A 17,539-nucleotide genomic window follows, 5' to 3' on the forward strand; every position below is an offset into this window, starting at 1 on the left:
CATAACGGCTCATTCGTCCATCTTATCACAACTCGGAAAATGAACCTTTAACTCGTCTGCAATGCAGAGATTTCAGATTTATCTGCCAGCCTTTTCAGCAACATATTCAGCAACACGCCATACATCGGCAGGAAGAAAATAATGCTGATCAGCACTTTGAAGCAGTAATCGACAAGCGCGATTTCCATCCAGTGCTCGGCCATAAAGGCATCCGGGCTGCGCCAGAAGGCGATAAAGAAGAACGCCAGCGTATCGCTGATGTTGCCAAACAGCGTTGAGGCCGTAGGCGCGAGCCACCAGCGACGGTTCTGACGCAGGCGGTTAAAGACGTGCACATCCAGAATTTGTCCCAGCGCGTAAGCCATAAAACTGGCGGCAGCGATACGGGCGACAAACAGGTTAAAGTGCAGCAGTGCATCAAAACCTTGCCAGGAGCCCATATAGAACAGTGAAGACACGCCATAGGAGATCAGCAACGCAGGAACCATCACGGCAAAGATGATGCGTCTTGCCAGCGGTGCGCCAAAGATACGTACGGTCAGATCGGTCGCGAGGAAAATAAATGGAAAGCTAAACGCGCCCCAGGTGGTATGAAAACCAAAGATGGAGATCGGAAGCTGCACCAGATAGTTGCTGGAGGTGATCACCAGCAGATGAAATAGCGATAGCCAGAACAACGCTTTTACGCGCTGATTTTGTGTAAACGGAGTCATATTGTGACCTTTTTGTTGGATGGGGTGAGGGAACCCAATAAAAAACCGTCGCATGATACTGCTTTAAAAACACATTGCAATGGTTGTTTTTCACGCAATCGTTAACCTGATTGGCTTACGCCACAACAGAGCGTAAAATAACGCCGTTTTTGTATGAATGAGACTACGATGAGCGATCTGTTTACTTCTCCCGACCATACTCTTGATGCGCAGGGGCTGCGCTGCCCGGAACCCGTCATGATGGTGCGTAAAACCGTGCGTGGTATGCAGGCCGGTGAGACGCTGCTGATTGTTGCAGACGATCCGGCGACAACCCGCGATATTCCCGGCTTCTGTACTTTTATGGAACATGAGCTGGTGGCAAAAGAGACCGACTCTTTGCCATACCGCTATCTGGTGCGCAAAGGGCAGTAATCTTGTTATGCCGGATGGCGCTAACGCTGTGTAACCTGTAGGCCGGATAAGGCAACGCCGCATCCGGCACACACACATTATCCTTTACGCAACAACCGCAGCGCGTTGGCGGTTACCAGCACCGTTGCCCCCGTATCTGCCAGTACTGCCAGCCATAATCCGGTTATCCCCAGCAGCGTGGTAACAAGGAAAATCCCTTTCAGACCCAACGCAATCGCAATATTTTGTCGAATATTGGCGTGGGTTGCGCGCGCCAGTTGAATCATTTGCACCAGACCACGCAGACGGTTATGTGTCAGGGCCGCATCGGCGGTTTCCAGCGCAACATCGGTTCCGCTACCCATGGCAATGCCGATGGTGGCGGCTTTCATCGCGGGCGCGTCGTTGATCCCATCGCCGACCATCGCCAGCGGTGACAGTTGGTTGAGCTGGGTAACGGCCTGCACTTTATCTTCCGGTAACAGCCCCGCTTTGAATTCAAGCCCCAGTTCAGCGGCAATAGCGGCTGCCGCGCGAGGATTGTCGCCGGTCAGGATCAACCCTTTCACACCGAGCTGATTCAGCTCGGTGATGGCGGTACGGGCATCGTCGCGCAGTGTGTCCTGCAAGGCCAGTACGCCGAGTACGGCATCGTTACGCACGACCAGCACGACGGTTTGGCCTGCGCTTTCCAGTTCGCTTATCTGTCCGGCAAAGGCTTCGGCAGGCCGCTTACCGGCGGCGCAAATCAGTACACGCTCGCCGTTTACCTGTGCTTCAATCCCTGAGCCAACCAGCGCACGCTGTTCTGTCGCCAGCGGAATACTCAGTTCACGCGTTTGTGCTTCACGGACAATGGCCTGGGCCAGCGGATGCGTTGCACCTTGTTCAACTGCAGCTGCCAACGCCAGCAGTTCGGCTTCGTCTAGCCCACTTGCCGGATGAATCGCCGTGACGCGCGGTTTACCGACGGTCAGGGTGCCGGTTTTATCAAACGCGACCTGTGTGACTCTGCCCAACTGTTCCAGTGCGGCACCGCCTTTGATTAACGCCCCGCGACGCGCCGCTGCGGCTAATCCGGAAGTGATTGCGGCAGGGGTTGAAATAACCAGTGCACACGGACAACCGATCAGCAGCAGCGTTAGCCCTTTATAAATCCATTCCTGCCAGGAAGCGGCAAACAGCAGCGGCGGTACGAGCGTGACCAGCAAGGCAATCGCCATGATGGCCGGGGTATAAATCCGGCTGAAGCGATCAATAAAACGCTCTATAGGGGCGCGACGCTCTTCGGCCTCTTCAATCAGTTTCAAAATACGGTCAATCGCGCTGGCACCGGGTTCAGAGAGAACCTCGAGAGTGACCAGTCGGTCTACGCTGGTGGCACCTGCCGGGACTTTTTCGCCCAATGCCCGCTCAACCGGAATAGATTCACCCGTCAATGCACTTTCATCAAAGCTGGCAAAACCCGAAACCAGTTTAGCGTCGGCGGGTAAACGTCCTCCGGCGGCAACTTCAATGATGTCGCCTGGCTGGAGGGCATTAATAGCAACCTCTTCACGCTCGCCGTTACGCAGGCGTGTGGCGGTTTCCGGCTTCAGCGCCATTAGCGCACTGACCCCTTTGCGGGCCCGGCTGGCAGCCCATCCTTCCAGGCGCTCACCAATTAAAAACAACAGCAGTACCATGGCCGCTTCCGCCGTTGCACCGATAAACAATGCTCCGATGGCGGCGACGCTCATCAGCGTTTCAATGGCAAAGTAGCTACCGGTCTTCATCAGGCGCAGCGCCTGACGTGCAATGGGGTACAGACCCACCAGTGTGGTGGCGATAAAGGCTATCTGGCCGAAGGGGTGATTGAACTGCTCCAGTCCCCAACTGATGGCCATCATGATAATCAATGAAATCAGTGGCAGGTTTTCTTTAAACCGTGATTCGGGGGCTTCTTCTGGCGCCTGCTCATCACGCAGGGTGTAGCCGGCCTTCTGCACTGCGCTTTCAATTTGCTGGCGGATATCGGAACCGGCATCCACCACCAGTTTTTCGGTAGCGAACAGAACCTGAACCTGGTTAACGCCGCTGACCTGGCGGACTGCATTTTCGACTTTACGCGCACAGGCCGCGCAATCCATGCCCGCGACTTTCCAGGAATAGCGAGTACCTAATACGGTTGCAGAAACGGGTGGTGGGGTTGAGCAACTGCCTTCACAGCAGCAGTCATCAGCTTTCTGCGGTGCAGGCGCGAGCTTGAATGAAGAGAACTGTGGGGCTTTTTTGCCATTGGCCTCTGGTGTCGACATGGCATCCTCCGATTGATAATCATTTCGTATTAACCGGAGGATACACTCTGGAGTCGACTCCAGAGTCAAGGGTTTTTAAAGATACAGCGAACGAACAATCAGGAAATGCCCGGCGAAGTAGCAAGCCGCCGCAATCGCGTTGTCCGCGCGGAAGCGGTAACGGTAATGGCTCCCCAGCCAGACAATGTTGCCGATGAACAGGAGAGAGGCCCCCAAAAATGCGGACAGCGCCGGCGCGGTCGGGCGGAAGAACCACAGTTCGCCTGCCATCCAGACCATCATCAGAGTAATACCGACAAAGGTACATATGGCGATACGCAGTTCTTCCAGGCGCGTCCAGATCACGGCGATCAGCAACGCACCTAACACCAGCAGCACCAGCGGTAAAGGCCAGAAGAACGACAGCGTCATTTGGCTGGCGAAGTAAATGGTATACAGCAGGTGCGACAGGAAAAACGCGCCAATGGCGTACAACAGACGTTGACGTGGCAATAGCGTCAACGCATCACCCAGCAGCGAGGCAAGCAAGCCGGCCAGTACCAGGTAGCTGATGGCGTTAAACATTGGCGCCTGCCAGGCCAGCAGCAGCAGGAGCAATAACGTCAGGGGTTTAAAGACCCAGCGTTGCCAGGCGGGCCCACGATAGGAAGCATCCACGAACAACCATGCGGAAAGACAAACAGCGATAAACGACCAAAGCATCTTAGTTCCTTGAATTCGTTATTTTTTCGTAAGCGGGGTGCTTACGGCTCTATTGACCAGTGTAGAGTCCGATACCGCCAGATGACAACACCATAACAGGCAAGGTATGCTTATTTCCGCATTTTCTGATGGGTTAATAATATGAGTAAGCCACCCCTTTTTTTTATTGTGATCATTGTCTTAATCGTTATTGCCGCGTCGTTTCGCTTTGTCCAGCAGCGGCGGGAAAAAGCGGAAAATGATGCGGCGCCGCTGGTGCAAAAGCAGGTGGTGGTAAGTAACAAACGGGAAAAACCGCTAAATGACCGGCGTTCACGTCAACAGGAAGTGACGCCAGCGGGCACCAGCATGCGCTATGAAGCCAGCTTCAAACCGCAAAGCGGCGGCCTGGAGCAGACGTTTCGTCTTGATGCCCAGCAGTATCATGCGTTAACGGTTGGCGACAAAGGCACGCTGAGCTACAAGGGTTCGCGCTTTGTTGATTTTACCCAACGAATGCCGGATGGCGGCTGATGCCTTATCCGGCCTACAAGTCCGTAGGCCCGGTAAACAGAGCGCCACCGGGCGAAGGGATCTCAATTTATTTCTTCAACTGGCTCTTAATCTTCTTCTGCCACACCAGCAACTCAAATACGCCAAACAGAAAAATACGGATTTTCTCACCGTTGGTCATTTGCGGGCCATCTTTCGGCATGGTTGATTTCAGCAGCGCCAACTGCATGCCGTGCATCAGCACCATAAACACCAGCGCCACATTCACGAAGATATTGAGCGGACGTGGGAACGGTTGGAAAATATTCAGGAGCAGGAATGCCCAGACACACAGCATTAACAGACGACCCAGATTAATCAGCATGTTGCTCTCCTTGTGCTTCACGTTGATACAGGCGATAAGCAACCTGCCCAGCCACTTTTTCGCGGTACAACGACCAGTTAACCGGAACAACAGGCAGGCCGTTTTCGACTTCGCTTTCAACGTAAATATACGCTTCGTTTGCCAGCCAGCCGCGAGTTTCCAGAAGTGTTAATGTTTCTTCCAGTAATCCTTTGCGAAACGGTGGATCAACAAACACTACGTTATGCGGCGTACCCGTCTGGGCTAAAAACGTCAGGGTGTTGGTGTTGATGACGCGGGCATGTGTTGCCTTCAGCGTGGCGAGATTTTTTTGTAACTGCTGCGAAACCGCGCGATCCATCTCCAGAAGCGTGGCATCTGCCGCATAGCGGGAGAGTGCTTCCAGAGCCAATGCGCCGCTGCCAGCAAAGCAATCAAGGCAACGAGCATCGACCATCACTGGGGCCAGCCAGTTAAACAGCGTCTCGCGTACACGGTCGGTCGTTGGGCGTAAACCCGGACTGTCCGGAACCGGGAGTTTACGGCCTCGCCATTGCCCGCCAATAATGCGGATCTGACCGCTGCCTGAGTGATTCGGTTTTTTCATTTCTATTATTGCTCAATCCGCCTATAGCATGTCATTCCAGGCGGTGATGTGAGTTAAGTTAACCCGTCGCCTTTCAAGTTACCTCTGCGTTGGCTGTACTTACTCACCCGAATCACTTACTAAAAGTAAGCTCATCGGGATTCGTGCGCTTGCCGCCTTGACGTAACTCGAAATTCATTGGGTATAAGTGATAGACTATTTCATCATTTTTTTAGCTGCTATGTACATAGCGTTGACGCTGTGCCATGAAGCAACAGCGGGGGAGTGTAGTCGCAAATGGCGAAAGAGAAAAAACGTGGCTTTTTTTCCTGGCTGGGCTTTGGTCAAAAAGAGCAGGCACCGGAAAACGAGACAGAACTAAAAAACGAAGAACAACAACCGGTTACTGAAGAAGCAACCGTCGTTGATGAGCCGTCACGCGCGCAGGAAACGCATAGCGAGGCAGAAACAGAAGCCTTTGCCGCTGAAGTTGTTGAAGTCACTGAACAGGTTGCGGAAATTGAAAAACTGCAGCCGGAAGAAGAACCTATTGCTCAACAACAGCAACCGGTCGTTGAATCCATAGTGGAAACTCCGGCACCCGCGGCAGTGACCGAACACGAAGAATTACCGCTGCCGGAAGAGGTTAAAGCCGAAGACGTTTCACCAGAAGAGTGGCAGGCTGAAGCGGAAACCGTTGAAATTGTTGAGGCAGTTGAAGAAGAAGCTGAAAACGAGCCACAGCTAACTGATGAAGAGCTGGAAGCACAGGCGCTGGCAGCTGAAGCGGTGGAAGAAATTGCTGAAGATGCCGCGATTGTTGAGCCTGTTGAAGACACGCCAGCAGCAGAAGAGGCGGTGGTAGAAGACGCTGTGCAGGAGCAGGAAAAACCGACGAAAGAAGGTTTCTTTGCGCGCCTGAAGCGTAGCCTTCTGAAAACCAAAGAAAACCTCGGTTCCGGATTTATCAGTCTGTTCCGTGGTAAAAAGATCGACGATGATCTGTTTGAAGAGTTGGAAGAGCAACTGCTGATCGCCGATGTGGGCGTAGAAACAACCCGCAAGATCATTGCAAATCTGACAGAAGGCGCCAGCCGCAAGCAGCTCAAAGATGCAGAAGCGTTGTACGGCCTGCTGAAAGATGAGATGGGCGAGATTCTGGCTAAAGTTGATGAACCGCTGAATGTTGAGGGTAAAACGCCATTTGTTATCTTAATGGTTGGTGTTAACGGCGTGGGTAAAACCACCACCATTGGCAAGCTGGCGCGTCAGTTTGAGCAGCAGGGTAAATCAGTGATGTTGGCGGCGGGAGATACTTTCCGTGCCGCGGCGGTAGAGCAGTTGCAGGTCTGGGGTCAGCGTAACAATATTCCGGTGATTGCTCAGCATACCGGTGCGGATTCTGCCTCCGTTATCTTTGACGCCATTCAGGCGGCGAAGGCGCGTAATGTAGATGTGCTGATCGCTGATACCGCAGGGCGTTTGCAGAATAAATCGCACCTGATGGAAGAATTGAAAAAAATCGTTCGTGTGATGAAGAAGCTGGACGTTGATGCGCCGCATGAAGTTATGCTGACTATCGATGCCAGCACCGGGCAGAATGCGATAAGCCAGGCCAAACTGTTCCATGAAGCGGTGGGTTTAACCGGTATCACCCTGACCAAGCTGGACGGAACGGCGAAAGGTGGGGTCATTTTCTCGGTTGCCGATCAGTTTGGCATCCCTATCCGCTATATCGGTGTGGGCGAACGTATCGAGGATTTACGTCCGTTTAAAGCGGGCGATTTTATAGAGGCACTTTTTGCCCGAGAGGATTAACAATGATTCGCTTTGAACATGTCAGCAAGGCCTATCTCGGTGGGAGACAAGCGCTGCAGGGAGTCACATTCCATATGCAGCCTGGCGAGATGGCGTTTCTGACCGGCCACTCCGGCGCGGGTAAAAGTACCCTGCTGAAGCTGATCTGTGGAATTGAACGGCCCAGTGCCGGGAAGATCTACTTCAGCGGGCACGACATCAGCCGTTTGAAAAACCGTGAAGTGCCGTTTCTGCGTCGTCAGATCGGCATGATTTTTCAGGATCACCACCTGTTGATGGACAGAACCGTCTTCGACAACGTGGCAATCCCACTGATCATTGCGGGTGCCAGCGGGGACGATATTCGTCGTCGCGTGTCGGCGGCGCTGGATAAAGTCGGGCTGTTGGACAAAGCGAAGAACTTCCCGATTCAACTCTCCGGCGGTGAACAGCAGCGTGTGGGCATCGCCCGTGCGGTGGTGAACAAGCCTGCGGTACTGCTGGCGGATGAACCGACGGGGAACCTTGATGATGCGCTGTCAGAAGGGATCCTGCGTCTGTTCGAAGAGTTTAATCGCGTCGGGGTAACGGTATTAATGGCGACGCACGATATTGGGCTGATCTCCCGTCGTTCTTATCGCCAGCTTGTCCTGAGTGACGGACACTTGCACGGAGGCCTGGTGAATGAATAGACGCGACGCTATCAATCAAATCAAACAGTTCGGTGGACGACTGGATCGTTTCCGTAAATCGGGCGGTGCGCCAGGAGAGGGCGGTCGCAACGCGCCAAAACGTGCGAAAGCGTCGCCAAAACCGAACTCGCGTAAAACCAACGTCTTTAACGAGCAAGTGCGCTATGCGTTCCAGGGGGCGTTGCAGGACCTGAAAAGTAAACCGCTGGCGACGTTCCTGACGGTGATGGTTATCGCTATCTCACTGACGTTGCCAAGTGTTTGTTACATGGTCTACAAGAACGTGAACCAGGCGGCAAGCCAGTATTACCCGTCCCCGCAGATCACCGTATATCTGCAAAAAACGCTGGATGATGATGCGGCGGCACGTGTGGTGGGGCAGTTACAGGCTGAGCAGGGCGTGGAGAAAGTGAATTACCTCTCCCGTGACGATGCGCTGGGCGAATTCCGTAACTGGTCCGGCTTTGGCGGCGCGCTGGATATGCTGGAAGAAAACCCACTTCCGGCCGTGGCGGTGGTGATTCCGAAACTGGATTTCCAGGGCACGGAATCACTGAACACGCTGCGTGATCGCATTGCACAAATCAACGGTATCGATGAAGTTCGCATGGATGACAGCTGGTTTGCGCGGCTGGCGGCGTTAACGGGCCTGGTCGGTCGTGTGTCCGCGATGATTGGCGTGCTGATGGTTGCGGCGGTCTTCCTGGTCATCGGTAACAGTGTGCGTCTGAGCATTTTTGCGCGTCGCGATACCATTAACGTGCAGAAACTGATTGGTGCAACGGATGGATTTATCCTGCGTCCGTTCCTCTACGGCGGCGCACTGCTCGGTTTTTCTGGCGCATTTCTTTCACTGATTTTGTCAGAAATTTTGGTGATGCGACTGTCGTCAGCGGTCACGGAAGTGGCGCAAATTTTTGGAACGAAGTTTGATATCAACGGCTTATCATTCGATGAGTGCCTGCTACTCCTGCTGGTATGCTCAATGATTGGCTGGGTGGCAGCCTGGCTTGCCACGGTTCAACATTTACGCCACTTTACCCCCGATTAAAAAATCTCTGGTATAATCTTTCCCTGCACTGAGTAGTTCGCTCTGCAGGGAAAGAGCCCTGTTTTCTCTTCCCGGCGCATTCATCGTGATGTCACATTTTGTGCGTAATTTATACACATTACGACATGGAACTTGTGGATAAAATCACTGTCTGATAAAAGATTGAATGATATTCTCGTTGCTCATAAGCTCTGGCATGGTTGTTGCTATTGGTTTTTACCAACGCCAGATGACAAAGATTGAGAGGATTTGAATGACCAAAGAAATGCAAAATTTAGCTTTAGCCCCTGTTGGTAACCTGGAGTCTTACATCCGGGCTGCGAACGCGTGGCCGATGTTGTCGGCTGACGAGGAGCGGGCGCTGGCTGAAAAGCTGCATTACCAGGGCGATCTGGAAGCAGCTAAAACGCTGATCCTGTCTCACCTGCGCTTTGTTGTTCATGTTGCTCGTAACTACGCGGGCTATGGCCTGCCGCAGGCGGATCTGATTCAGGAAGGTAATATCGGCCTGATGAAAGCCGTGCGTCGATTCAACCCGGAAGTGGGTGTGCGCCTGGTTTCCTTCGCCGTGCACTGGATCAAAGCTGAGATCCACGAATACGTTCTGCGTAACTGGCGTATCGTGAAAGTCGCGACCACCAAAGCACAGCGTAAGCTGTTCTTTAACCTGCGTAAAACCAAGCAGCGCCTGGGCTGGTTTAATCAGGATGAAGTGGAAATGGTTGCCCGCGAGCTGGGTGTTTCCAGCAAAGACGTGCGCGAAATGGAATCCCGTATGGCGGCGCAGGACATGACGTTTGACATGTCTTCGGACGACGAGTCCGACAGCCAGCCGATGGCTCCGGTTCTGTATCTGCAGGATAAATCCTCCAACTTTGCTGATGGCATTGAAGAGGATAACTGGGAAGATCAGGCCGCGAACAAGCTGACTCACGCAATGGAAGGTCTGGACGAGCGTAGCCAGGATATTATCCGCGCCCGCTGGCTGGACGAAGACAACAAGTCTACGTTGCAGGAACTGGCCGATCGCTACGGCGTTTCCGCTGAACGTGTTCGTCAGCTTGAAAAGAACGCCATGAAAAAACTGCGCGCCGCAATCGAAGCGTAATTTTCACGAATGGCCAATCAACCCTCGAATGTGAATTCGGGGGTTTTTTTTAGGCCGGATAAGGCGTTTACGTCGCCATCCGGCAAAATGTTTGCCCGATGGCGCTTTGCTTATCGGGCCTACGTCCTTTCCTTTCCTCCTCTCCCCCAATACGAATTTGTTATCTGGATGTAAATTTAGCTATTCCAAAATAATAAAAATCGGGTATGTTTTAGCAGAGTATGCTGCTAAAGCACGGGTAGCTATCCAATAATCGATATAAAGTGCTGAGCAACAACATCACAACACACGTAATAACCACAATAATGGGGATTGTCAGGATGAATATGAAGGGTAAAGCGTTATTGGCAGGATGTATCGCCCTGTCTTTGAGCAATATGGCATTTGCTAAGGATATTAAAGTTGCCGTCGTCGGCGCGATGTCCGGCCCGGTGGCGCAGTATGGCGATCAGGAATTTACCGGCGCAGAACAGGCTATTGCGGATATCAACGCCAAGGGCGGCGTGAAGGGCGACAAACTGGTCATGGTGAAATATGACGATGCCTGTGACCCGAAACAAGCGGTAGCGGTTGCTAACAAAGTGGTCAACGACGGGATTAAATACGTTATCGGCCACCTGTGCTCATCGTCCACTCAACCTGCGTCAGATATCTATGAAGACGAAGGTATTCTGATGATCACCCCTGCGGCAACGGCACCGGAACTCACCGCGCGCGGCTATAAACTGGTGATGCGTACCACCGGCCTGGATTCCGATCAGGGCCCAACGGCCGCCAAATATATCGTTGAAAAAGTGAAACCGAAGCGCATTGCTATCGTTCACGACAAACAGCAGTACGGCGAAGGCCTGGCGCGCTCCGTGCAGGACAACCTCAAGAAAGCCAACGCTGACGTGGTGTTCTTCGACGGGATCACCGCCGGCGAGAAAGATTTCTCTACGCTGGTGGCGCGTCTGAAGAAAGAGAACATCGATTTTGTTTACTACGGCGGTTATCACCCGGAAATGGGCCAGATCCTGCGCCAGGCACGCGCCGCGGGTCTGAAAACCCAGTTTATGGGGCCTGAAGGGGTCGCAAACGTGTCGCTGTCTAACATTGCGGGTGAATCGGCAGAAGGTTTGCTGGTGACTAAGCCGAAGAACTACGACCAGGTACCGGCGAACAAACCGATTGTGGATGCGATCAAAGCCAAGAAACAGGACCCAAGCGGTGCATTTGTGTGGACGACCTACGCCGCACTGCAGTCTTTGCAGGCCGGTCTGAACCAGTCTGACGATCCGGCTGAAATTGCCAAATACCTGAAAGCAAACTCAGTGGAAACCGTGATGGGGCCGCTGTCATGGGATGCGAAGGGCGACCTGAAAGGCTTCGAGTTCGGCGTGTTTGACTGGCATGCTAATGGTACGGCTACAGATGCCAAATAATTTTCCCGGCGCCTTTCGCGCTGCAGATGCGTTGGCTACGTTATTCAACCCCGGTCACTTACTTATGTAAGCTCCCGGGGACTTCATAACTTGCCGCCTTCCTGCAACGTGAAATTCTTGGAAAATTGCGAGATGGTTTTTTATTTTTTGCTCCCAGCATGTAGGCCGGATAAGCGTCAGCGCCATCCGGCTTTTTTATCTTTTTTCCCAGCCATTCTCCTGGGCTGTAAACCCTAACGCCTGCATAAACGCCGCCATCACGCTGCGGTCTTCAACGCCAACATCCGCCATCCACCATGAACTCACGTCCGGGTTTTCGCGGAGAGTTTCTTCAACCAAATACTGCCCAACGCCACGACGACGGGTGATATCGCGTACGCGTAAGGAATCCAGCGCGCCTTGCGTACCGCTCAGGGTGACGCGTACTGCGCCAAGCAGGCGCTCGTTAAAGCGTGCGGCATAGATCCGGTGCGTTTCATCTACGCTTAATGATGAGACGGAATATTCCGGCCAGATTTTGCCAAGATCGATGAGATCCTGAGCACTGAAGTTTTCTAAACGAACGATGGTCAGCTTCATTAACAGCATGTCCAAATCACAAAAGATGGAATCAGTGTACCGAAATAATTTACTCGGATGCTTTCTCTTTTTTATGCGATTAACCAGGTTAATCGTTTTGTGACAACAGTAATGGCAGTTTGAAACAGCAAAGATTGAAAAACAGGCAGAATAATACCCTGGAATGCAGCATTTTATTCGGCTCTTTGTACCGTTATTTTATGCTGACAAACGCACTTTTTTTTGTTTATCTATAGTGAAAAGCAGAATATTATCTTTTCTTAATCGACTGAAATATAGAGATTTTAGCCTGATTTTGCTTAAAAAACTGTGCTAAACCATTAATGAGACTGGTAAAAATAGTACAGTTCAAAAAAAGCACAGTCTGCTTTTTAACCATATAAATACAAAATATTAATTACGTCACGAATGGGGATTCAGGTAATGAAACGGAATGCGAAAACAATCATCGCAGGGGTGATAGCACTGGCAATGTCGCACGCTGTTATGGCGGAGGATATCAAGGTCGCTGTTGTTGGCGCGATGTCAGGTCCGGTCGCGCAGTGGGGCGATATGGAATTTAATGGCGCACGCCAGGCGATTAAAGATATCAATGCCAAAGGCGGGATCAAAGGCGACAAGCTGGTTGCCGTGGAATATGACGATGCCTGCGATCCGAAACAGGCCGTTGCCGTCGCGAACAAAATCGTCAATGACGGCATTCAGTACGTAATTGGTCACCTGTGTTCTTCATCGACTCAACCGGCATCAGATATTTACGAAGACGAAGGCATTCTGATGATTTCTCCGGGAGCGACTAACCCGGAACTGACGCAGCGTGGTTACGCGCACATCATGCGCACCGCGGGTCTGGACTCCTCTCAGGGGCCGACTGCTGCGAAATACATCCTGGAGAAGGTGAAGCCACAGCGTATCGCCATCATTCATGACAAACAGCAGTACGGTGAAGGCCTGGCGCGTTCGGTGCAGGACAGCCTGAAAGCAGGAAAAGCCAACATCGTCTTCTTTGATGGGATCACCGCCGGGGAGAAAGATTTTTCTGCGCTGATCGCCCGCCTGAAAAAAGAAAATATCGACTTCGTTTATTACGGTGGCTACTACCCGGAAATGGGGCAAATGCTGCGTCAGGCGCGTTCAGTTGGCCTGAAGACGCAGTTTATGGGACCAGAAGGTGTAGGCAATGCCTCACTGTCTAACATTGCCGGTGATGCCGCGGAAGGCATGTTGGTTACTATGCCAAAACGCTATGACCAGGACCCGGCGAATAAAGCTATCGTCGATGCGCTCAACGCTGAGAAGAACGATCCAACCGGACCTTACGTATGGATCACCTACGCAGCCGTTCAGTCACTGGCGACAGCGATGGATCGTAGCGGTAGCAAAGAGCCGTTAGACCTGGTGAAAGATCTGAAAGCACACGGGGCTGATACCGTGATTGGGCCGCTGAAATGGGACGAAAAAGGCGATTTGAAGGGATTTGAGTTTGGTGTCTTCCAGTGGCACGCGGATGGTTCATCGACCGTCGCGAAGTAATACCTGAAGACGCGTTATCCCACCGCCCGTGCAAAACGGGCGGGTTTAAAAAGGTTACCTTATGTCCGAGCAGTTCCTCTATTTCTTGCAGCAGATGTTTAACGGCGTCACGCTGGGAAGCACCTACGCGCTGATCGCCATCGGTTACACGATGGTGTACGGCATTATCGGCATGATCAACTTCGCCCACGGCGAGGTGTATATGATCGGCAGTTATGTCTCCTTTATGATCATCGCTGCGCTAATGATGATGGGCATTGATTCCAGTTGGCTGCTGGTTGCCGCGGGCTTCGTCGGTGCCATCGTGATTGCCAGCGCCTACGGCTGGAGCATTGAACGCGTGGCGTATCGGCCCGTGCGCAGCTCCAAGCGCCTGATCGCGCTGATTTCCGCTATCGGGATGTCTATCTTCCTGCAAAACTACGTCAGCCTGACTGAAGGTTCGCGCGATGTGGCGCTGCCCAGCCTGTTTAACGGCCAGTGGACTGTCGGCAGCAGTGAAAACTTCTCTGCATCTATTACCACCATGCAGCTGGTTATCTGGATTGTGACCTTCCTTGCGATGCTGGCGCTGACGCTGTTTATCCGCTATTCGCGTATGGGACGCGCCTGTCGTGCCTGTGCGGAAGACCTGAAAATGGCTAGCCTGCTCGGTATTAACACTGACCGCGTGATCGCGCTGACTTTTGTGATTGGCGCAGCAATGGCGGCGGTAGCAGGTGTATTGCTTGGACAGTTCTACGGTGTAATTAACCCCTATATTGGCTTTATGGCCGGGATGAAAGCCTTTACCGCGGCGGTTCTTGGCGGTATCGGTAGCATTCCTGGGGCGATGATCGGCGGCCTGATTCTGGGCGTGGCGGAAGCGCTCTCCTCTGCTTATCTGAGTACGGAATATAAAGATGTGGTGTCATTCGCACTGCTGATTCTGGTGCTGCTGGTAATGCCGACCGGTATTCTGGGTCGCCCGGAGGTAGAGAAAGTATGAAACCGATGCATTTTGCAATGGCGCTGCTTTCAGCGGTCATGTTTTTCATCCTGGCGGGCGTCTTCATGGGCGTTCAACTGGAACTGGATGGCACGAAGCTGGTGGTGGATACCGCTGCGGATATCCGCTGGCAGTGGGTGTTTATCGGTACCGGCGTGGTCTTTCTTTTCCAACTGCTGCGTCCCGTTTTCCAGAAGAGCCTGAAGAGCGTCTCCGGACCGAAGTTCATTCTGCCGGCGATTGATGGCTCAACCGTTAAACAGAAGCTGTTCCTGGTGGCGCTGCTGGTTATTGCTGTCGCATGGCCATTTATGGTGTCGCGCGGCACGGTGGATATCGCTACGCTGACGATGATTTATATCATTCTCGGCCTCGGCTTAAACGTGGTGGTCGGCCTTTCCGGCTTGCTGGTGCTGGGCTACGGCGGATTCTATGCCATTGGTGCGTATACCTTTGCGCTGCTGAACCACTATTACGGTCTTGGTTTCTGGACCTGTTTGCCGCTGGCTGGGCTGGTATCGGCGGCGGCTGGTTTTCTGCTTGGCTTCCCGGTTCTGCGTCTGCGCGGCGACTACCTGGCGATAGTGACCTTAGGCTTTGGCGAAATCGTACGTATCCTGTTGCTCAATAATACTGAAGTCACCGGTGGCCCGAATGGTATCAGCCAGATCCCTAAACCCACCTTTTTCGGTCTGGAATTCAGCCGTAGCGCCCGTGAAGGCGGCTGGGATACCTTCAGCAACTTCTTTGGTGTGAAATACGATCCCTCTGACCGTGTGATTTTCCTCTACCTGGTGGCGCTGCTGCTGGTGGTCTTCTCGCTGTTTGTCATCAACCGCCTGTTGCGTATGCCGTTGGGCCGTGCATGGGAAGCGCTGCGTGAAGATGAAATTGCCTGCCGTTCACTGGGCTTAAACCCTACACGCATCAAGCTGACCGCCTTTACCATCAGCGCTGCGTTTGCCGGTTTTGCCGGAACGCTGTTTGCCGCGCGCCAGGGTTTTGTCAGTCCGGAATCGTTCACCTTTGCTGAGTCGGCCTTTGTGCTGGCGATTGTCGTGCTGGGGGGGATGGGATCGCAGTTTGCGGTGATCCTGGCGGCTATCCTGCTGGTGGTCTCACGTGAGCTGATGCGTGATTTCAATGAATACAGCATGTTAATGCTGGGTGGTTTGATGGTACTGATGATGATCTGGCGTCCGCAGGGCTTGCTGCCGATGACCCGTCCACAGTTGAAACTGAAAAACGGGGAAGCAAAAGGAGAGCAGGCATGAGTCAGCCATTATTATCGGTTAGCGGCCTGATGATGCGTTTTGGCGGCCTGCTGGCAGTCAACAATGTGTCTTTGGATTTGCATAAAAAAGAGATTGTCTCTCTGATTGGACCGAACGGCGCGGGGAAAACCACGGTCTTCAACTGCCTGACCGGGTTCTATAAGCCGACCGGCGGGACGATTAAGCTGCGCGACCAGCACCTTGAAGGGCTGCCGGGCCAGCAAATTGCGCGTATGGGCGTGGTGCGTACCTTCCAGCATGTGCGCCTGTTTCGCGAAATGACAGTGATTGAAAACCTGCTGGTGGCGCAGCATCAGCAACTGAAAGCTGGCGTTTTCTCCGGGCTGTTAAAAACTCCGGCTTTTCGCCGCGCGCAGGATGAAGCGCTGGACCGCGCCGCCACCTGGCTTGATCGTATCGGCCTGCTGCAGCATGCCAACCGGCAGGCGAGCAACCTGGCCTATGGCGACCAGCGCCGTCTTGAGATTATCCGTTGCATGGTTACTCAGCCGGAAATTCTGATGCTCGATGAACCTGCTGCGGGCCTTAACCCGAAAGAAACCAAAGAGCTGGACGAGCTGATTGCCGAGCTGCGCGATCATCACGACACCACCATTCTGCTCATTGAGCACGATATGAAGCTGGTGATGGGCATTTCAGACCGTATTTACGTGGTGAACCAGGGGACGCCGCTGGCGAACGGGACACCGGAGCAGATTCGTAACAACCCGGACGTGATCCGCGCCTATTTAGGTGAAGCATAATGGTGGTGAGGCATAAGATGGAAAAAGTCATGTTGTCTTTTGACAACGTCAACGCCCACTACGGCAAGATCCAGGCACTGCACGATGTCAGCCTGTACATCAATCAGGGTGAAATCGTGACGCTTATCGGTGCCAACGGTGCGGGGAAAACCACGCTGCTCGGAACGCTGTGCGGCGATCCTCGGGCTACAAGTGGGCGTATTGTCTTTGATGGTAAAGATATTACCGACTGGCAGACGGCAAAAATCATGCGTGAAGCGGTGGCGATTGTCCCGGAAGGGCGTCGCGTATTTTCCCGTATGACGGTAGAAGAGAACCTGGCGATGGGGGGCTTTTTTGCCGAGCGCGACCAGTTTCAGGAGCGTATTCAATGGGTATACGACCTGTTTCCACGTCTGCATGAACGTCGTATCCAGCGTGCGGGAACCATGTCTGGTGGTGAGCAGCAGATGCTGGCGATTGGCCGGGCTTTGATGAGCCAGCCGCGTTTGTTGCTCCTCGATGAGCCGTCTCTGGGGCTGGCGCCGATCATTATCCAGCAGATCTTTAACACCATTGAGCAATTGCGCGAGCAGGGGATGACGATTTTCCTCGTCGAACAAAACGCCAACCAGGCACTGAAACTCGCTGACCGTGGTTACGTGCTGGAAAACGGTCACGTGGTGCTGGAAGATACCGGTGATGCATTGCTGGCGAACGAAGCGGTGCGTAGCGCTTATTTGGGCGGATAACAGTTATCTAAGTAGACAAGGGGCTCATCAGGCCCCTTTTTTATTGCGCTATGTTATTATTGATAATGATTA

General features: G+C 53.0%; 18 protein-coding genes and 1 pseudogene. 12 read left to right on the forward strand and 7 right to left on the reverse strand.

Going from position 1 to position 17,539, the window contains the following annotated elements; genetic code table 11:
- Nucleotides 1-47 precede the first annotated feature (47 nt).
- The gene (locus NNN64_RS10235) at nt 48-713 is read right to left on the reverse strand and encodes a 7-cyano-7-deazaguanine/7-aminomethyl-7-deazaguanine transporter (RefSeq protein ID WP_005121575.1); all 666 of its coding nucleotides are present in this window, start codon (nt 711-713) and stop codon (nt 48-50) included.
- 168 nt (nt 714-881) lie between these two features.
- Here NNN64_RS10235 and tusA point away from each other — a divergent pair, with 168 nt between their 5' ends.
- The gene (tusA, locus tag NNN64_RS10240; RefSeq protein ID WP_003827551.1) at nt 882-1,127 is read left to right on the forward strand and encodes a sulfurtransferase TusA; all 246 of its coding nucleotides are present in this window, start codon (nt 882-884) and stop codon (nt 1,125-1,127) included.
- A 77-nt stretch (nt 1,128-1,204) separates the two neighbouring features.
- On the opposite strand, the gene zntA is transcribed toward tusA, so the two are convergent.
- Both zntA and NNN64_RS10250 read right to left on the reverse strand, forming a co-directional pair.
- Nucleotides 1,205-3,403, reverse strand: coding sequence for a Zn(II)/Cd(II)/Pb(II) translocating P-type ATPase ZntA (zntA, locus tag NNN64_RS10245; RefSeq protein ID WP_271441312.1), 2,199 nt, complete (start codon nt 3,401-3,403; stop codon nt 1,205-1,207).
- Between the two features lie 75 nt (nt 3,404-3,478).
- Nucleotides 3,479-4,105, reverse strand: a complete 627-nt coding sequence (locus tag NNN64_RS10250) for a lysoplasmalogenase (RefSeq protein WP_137381978.1) — start codon at nt 4,103-4,105, stop codon at nt 3,479-3,481.
- A 141-nt stretch (nt 4,106-4,246) separates the two neighbouring features.
- On the opposite strand from NNN64_RS10250, the gene NNN64_RS10255 reads away from it, so the two are divergent.
- Complete coding sequence (locus tag NNN64_RS10255; RefSeq protein WP_271441313.1) at nt 4,247-4,618, forward strand: DUF2500 domain-containing protein; 372 nt, start codon at nt 4,247-4,249, stop codon at nt 4,616-4,618.
- Nucleotides 4,619-4,685: 67 nt separating this feature from the next.
- Here the strand turns inward: NNN64_RS10255 and NNN64_RS10260 are convergent, their stop codons facing one another.
- Nucleotides 4,686-4,961, reverse strand: a complete 276-nt coding sequence (locus NNN64_RS10260) for a DUF1145 family protein (RefSeq protein ID WP_271441314.1) — start codon at nt 4,959-4,961, stop codon at nt 4,686-4,688.
- The gene (gene rsmD / locus NNN64_RS10265; RefSeq protein WP_271441315.1) at nt 4,951-5,547 is read right to left on the reverse strand and encodes a 16S rRNA (guanine(966)-N(2))-methyltransferase; all 597 of its coding nucleotides are present in this window, start codon (nt 5,545-5,547) and stop codon (nt 4,951-4,953) included. The genes NNN64_RS10260 and rsmD overlap by 11 nt, the downstream gene beginning before the upstream one ends.
- Nucleotides 5,548-5,823: 276 nt before the next feature.
- Here rsmD and ftsY point away from each other — a divergent pair, with 276 nt between their 5' ends.
- From ftsY to livJ, 5 genes are all read left to right on the forward strand, one after another.
- Nucleotides 5,824-7,344, forward strand: a complete 1,521-nt coding sequence (ftsY, locus tag NNN64_RS10270) for a signal recognition particle-docking protein FtsY (RefSeq protein ID WP_271441316.1) — start codon at nt 5,824-5,826, stop codon at nt 7,342-7,344.
- A gap of 2 nt (nt 7,345-7,346) precedes the next feature.
- The gene (gene ftsE / locus NNN64_RS10275; RefSeq protein ID WP_137381973.1) at nt 7,347-8,015 is read left to right on the forward strand and encodes a cell division ATP-binding protein FtsE; all 669 of its coding nucleotides are present in this window, start codon (nt 7,347-7,349) and stop codon (nt 8,013-8,015) included.
- Entirely contained in the window at nt 8,008-9,066 is a 1,059-nt protein-coding gene (gene ftsX, locus NNN64_RS10280) for a permease-like cell division protein FtsX (protein ID WP_202037526.1), read from the forward strand. Before ftsE ends, ftsX begins: the two co-directional genes overlap by 8 nt.
- Nucleotides 9,067-9,319: 253 nt before the next feature.
- Nucleotides 9,320-10,174: an RNA polymerase sigma factor RpoH gene (rpoH, locus tag NNN64_RS10285; protein ID WP_003023425.1), complete on the forward strand. Its 855-nt coding sequence runs from the start codon at nt 9,320-9,322 to the stop codon at nt 10,172-10,174.
- Nucleotides 10,175-10,494: 320 nt separating this feature from the next.
- The gene (gene livJ / locus NNN64_RS10290) at nt 10,495-11,598 is read left to right on the forward strand and encodes a branched chain amino acid ABC transporter substrate-binding protein LivJ (protein ID WP_170974354.1); all 1,104 of its coding nucleotides are present in this window, start codon (nt 10,495-10,497) and stop codon (nt 11,596-11,598) included.
- Between the two features lie 83 nt (nt 11,599-11,681).
- On the opposite strand, the pseudogene NNN64_RS23330 reads toward livJ, so the two are convergent.
- Both NNN64_RS23330 and panM read right to left on the reverse strand, forming a co-directional pair.
- Nucleotides 11,682-11,809, reverse strand: a pseudogene (locus NNN64_RS23330) (hypothetical protein).
- Nucleotides 11,794-12,177, reverse strand: a complete 384-nt coding sequence (gene panM, locus NNN64_RS10295; protein WP_271441320.1) for an aspartate 1-decarboxylase autocleavage activator PanM — start codon at nt 12,175-12,177, stop codon at nt 11,794-11,796. The pseudogene NNN64_RS23330 and the gene panM overlap by 16 nt, the downstream one beginning before the upstream one ends.
- Nucleotides 12,178-12,600: 423 nt before the next feature.
- Here panM and livK point away from each other — a divergent pair, with 423 nt between their 5' ends.
- The 5 genes from livK to livF all read left to right on the forward strand — a co-directional run bounded on the left by livK (nt 12,601) and on the right by livF (nt 17,467).
- Nucleotides 12,601-13,710, forward strand: coding sequence for a high-affinity branched-chain amino acid ABC transporter substrate-binding protein LivK (livK, locus tag NNN64_RS10300; protein WP_271441317.1), 1,110 nt, complete (start codon nt 12,601-12,603; stop codon nt 13,708-13,710).
- A 61-nt stretch (nt 13,711-13,771) separates the two neighbouring features.
- Nucleotides 13,772-14,698, forward strand: coding sequence for a high-affinity branched-chain amino acid ABC transporter permease LivH (livH, locus tag NNN64_RS10305; RefSeq protein ID WP_003023435.1), 927 nt, complete (start codon nt 13,772-13,774; stop codon nt 14,696-14,698).
- The gene (gene livM, locus NNN64_RS10310) at nt 14,695-15,972 is read left to right on the forward strand and encodes a branched chain amino acid ABC transporter permease LivM (protein ID WP_137381969.1); all 1,278 of its coding nucleotides are present in this window, start codon (nt 14,695-14,697) and stop codon (nt 15,970-15,972) included. Before livH ends, livM begins: the two co-directional genes overlap by 4 nt.
- Nucleotides 15,969-16,736: a high-affinity branched-chain amino acid ABC transporter ATP-binding protein LivG gene (livG, locus tag NNN64_RS10315; RefSeq protein ID WP_048213581.1), complete on the forward strand. Its 768-nt coding sequence runs from the start codon at nt 15,969-15,971 to the stop codon at nt 16,734-16,736. Before livM ends, livG begins: the two co-directional genes overlap by 4 nt.
- Before the next feature lie 17 nt (nt 16,737-16,753).
- Complete coding sequence (livF, locus tag NNN64_RS10320) at nt 16,754-17,467, forward strand: high-affinity branched-chain amino acid ABC transporter ATP-binding protein LivF (RefSeq protein ID WP_271441318.1); 714 nt, start codon at nt 16,754-16,756, stop codon at nt 17,465-17,467.
- Nucleotides 17,468-17,539 lie beyond the last annotated feature (72 nt).

This window comes from Citrobacter sp. Igbk 14, assembly GCF_028069825.1.
In the GTDB taxonomy this organism is placed as follows: domain Bacteria; phylum Pseudomonadota; class Gammaproteobacteria; order Enterobacterales; family Enterobacteriaceae; genus Citrobacter.

Bases quoted from the DNA above. Each gene is read 5' to 3' on its own strand.
- NNN64_RS10235 (WP_005121575.1), bottom strand. From the start codon at position 713: ATGACTCCGTTTACACAAAATCAGCGCGTAAAAGCGTTGTTCTGGCTA.
- tusA (WP_003827551.1), top strand. From the start codon at position 882: ATGAGCGATCTGTTTACTTCTCCCGACCATACTCTTGATGCGCAGGGG.
- zntA (WP_271441312.1), bottom strand. From the start codon at position 3,403: ATGTCGACACCAGAGGCCAATGGCAAAAAAGCCCCACAGTTCTCTTCA.
- NNN64_RS10250 (WP_137381978.1), bottom strand. From the start codon at position 4,105: ATGCTTTGGTCGTTTATCGCTGTTTGTCTTTCCGCATGGTTGTTCGTG.
- NNN64_RS10255 (WP_271441313.1), top strand. From the start codon at position 4,247: ATGAGTAAGCCACCCCTTTTTTTTATTGTGATCATTGTCTTAATCGTT.
- NNN64_RS10260 (WP_271441314.1), bottom strand. From the start codon at position 4,961: ATGCTGATTAATCTGGGTCGTCTGTTAATGCTGTGTGTCTGGGCATTC.
- rsmD (WP_271441315.1), bottom strand. From the start codon at position 5,547: ATGAAAAAACCGAATCACTCAGGCAGCGGTCAGATCCGCATTATTGGC.
- ftsY (WP_271441316.1), top strand. From the start codon at position 5,824: ATGGCGAAAGAGAAAAAACGTGGCTTTTTTTCCTGGCTGGGCTTTGGT.
- ftsE (WP_137381973.1), top strand. From the start codon at position 7,347: ATGATTCGCTTTGAACATGTCAGCAAGGCCTATCTCGGTGGGAGACAA.
- ftsX (WP_202037526.1), top strand. From the start codon at position 8,008: ATGAATAGACGCGACGCTATCAATCAAATCAAACAGTTCGGTGGACGA.
- rpoH (WP_003023425.1), top strand. From the start codon at position 9,320: ATGACCAAAGAAATGCAAAATTTAGCTTTAGCCCCTGTTGGTAACCTG.
- livJ (WP_170974354.1), top strand. From the start codon at position 10,495: ATGAATATGAAGGGTAAAGCGTTATTGGCAGGATGTATCGCCCTGTCT.
- panM (WP_271441320.1), bottom strand. From the start codon at position 12,177: ATGAAGCTGACCATCGTTCGTTTAGAAAACTTCAGTGCTCAGGATCTC.
- livK (WP_271441317.1), top strand. From the start codon at position 12,601: ATGAAACGGAATGCGAAAACAATCATCGCAGGGGTGATAGCACTGGCA.
- livH (WP_003023435.1), top strand. From the start codon at position 13,772: ATGTCCGAGCAGTTCCTCTATTTCTTGCAGCAGATGTTTAACGGCGTC.
- livM (WP_137381969.1), top strand. From the start codon at position 14,695: ATGAAACCGATGCATTTTGCAATGGCGCTGCTTTCAGCGGTCATGTTT.
- livG (WP_048213581.1), top strand. From the start codon at position 15,969: ATGAGTCAGCCATTATTATCGGTTAGCGGCCTGATGATGCGTTTTGGC.
- livF (WP_271441318.1), top strand. From the start codon at position 16,754: ATGGAAAAAGTCATGTTGTCTTTTGACAACGTCAACGCCCACTACGGC.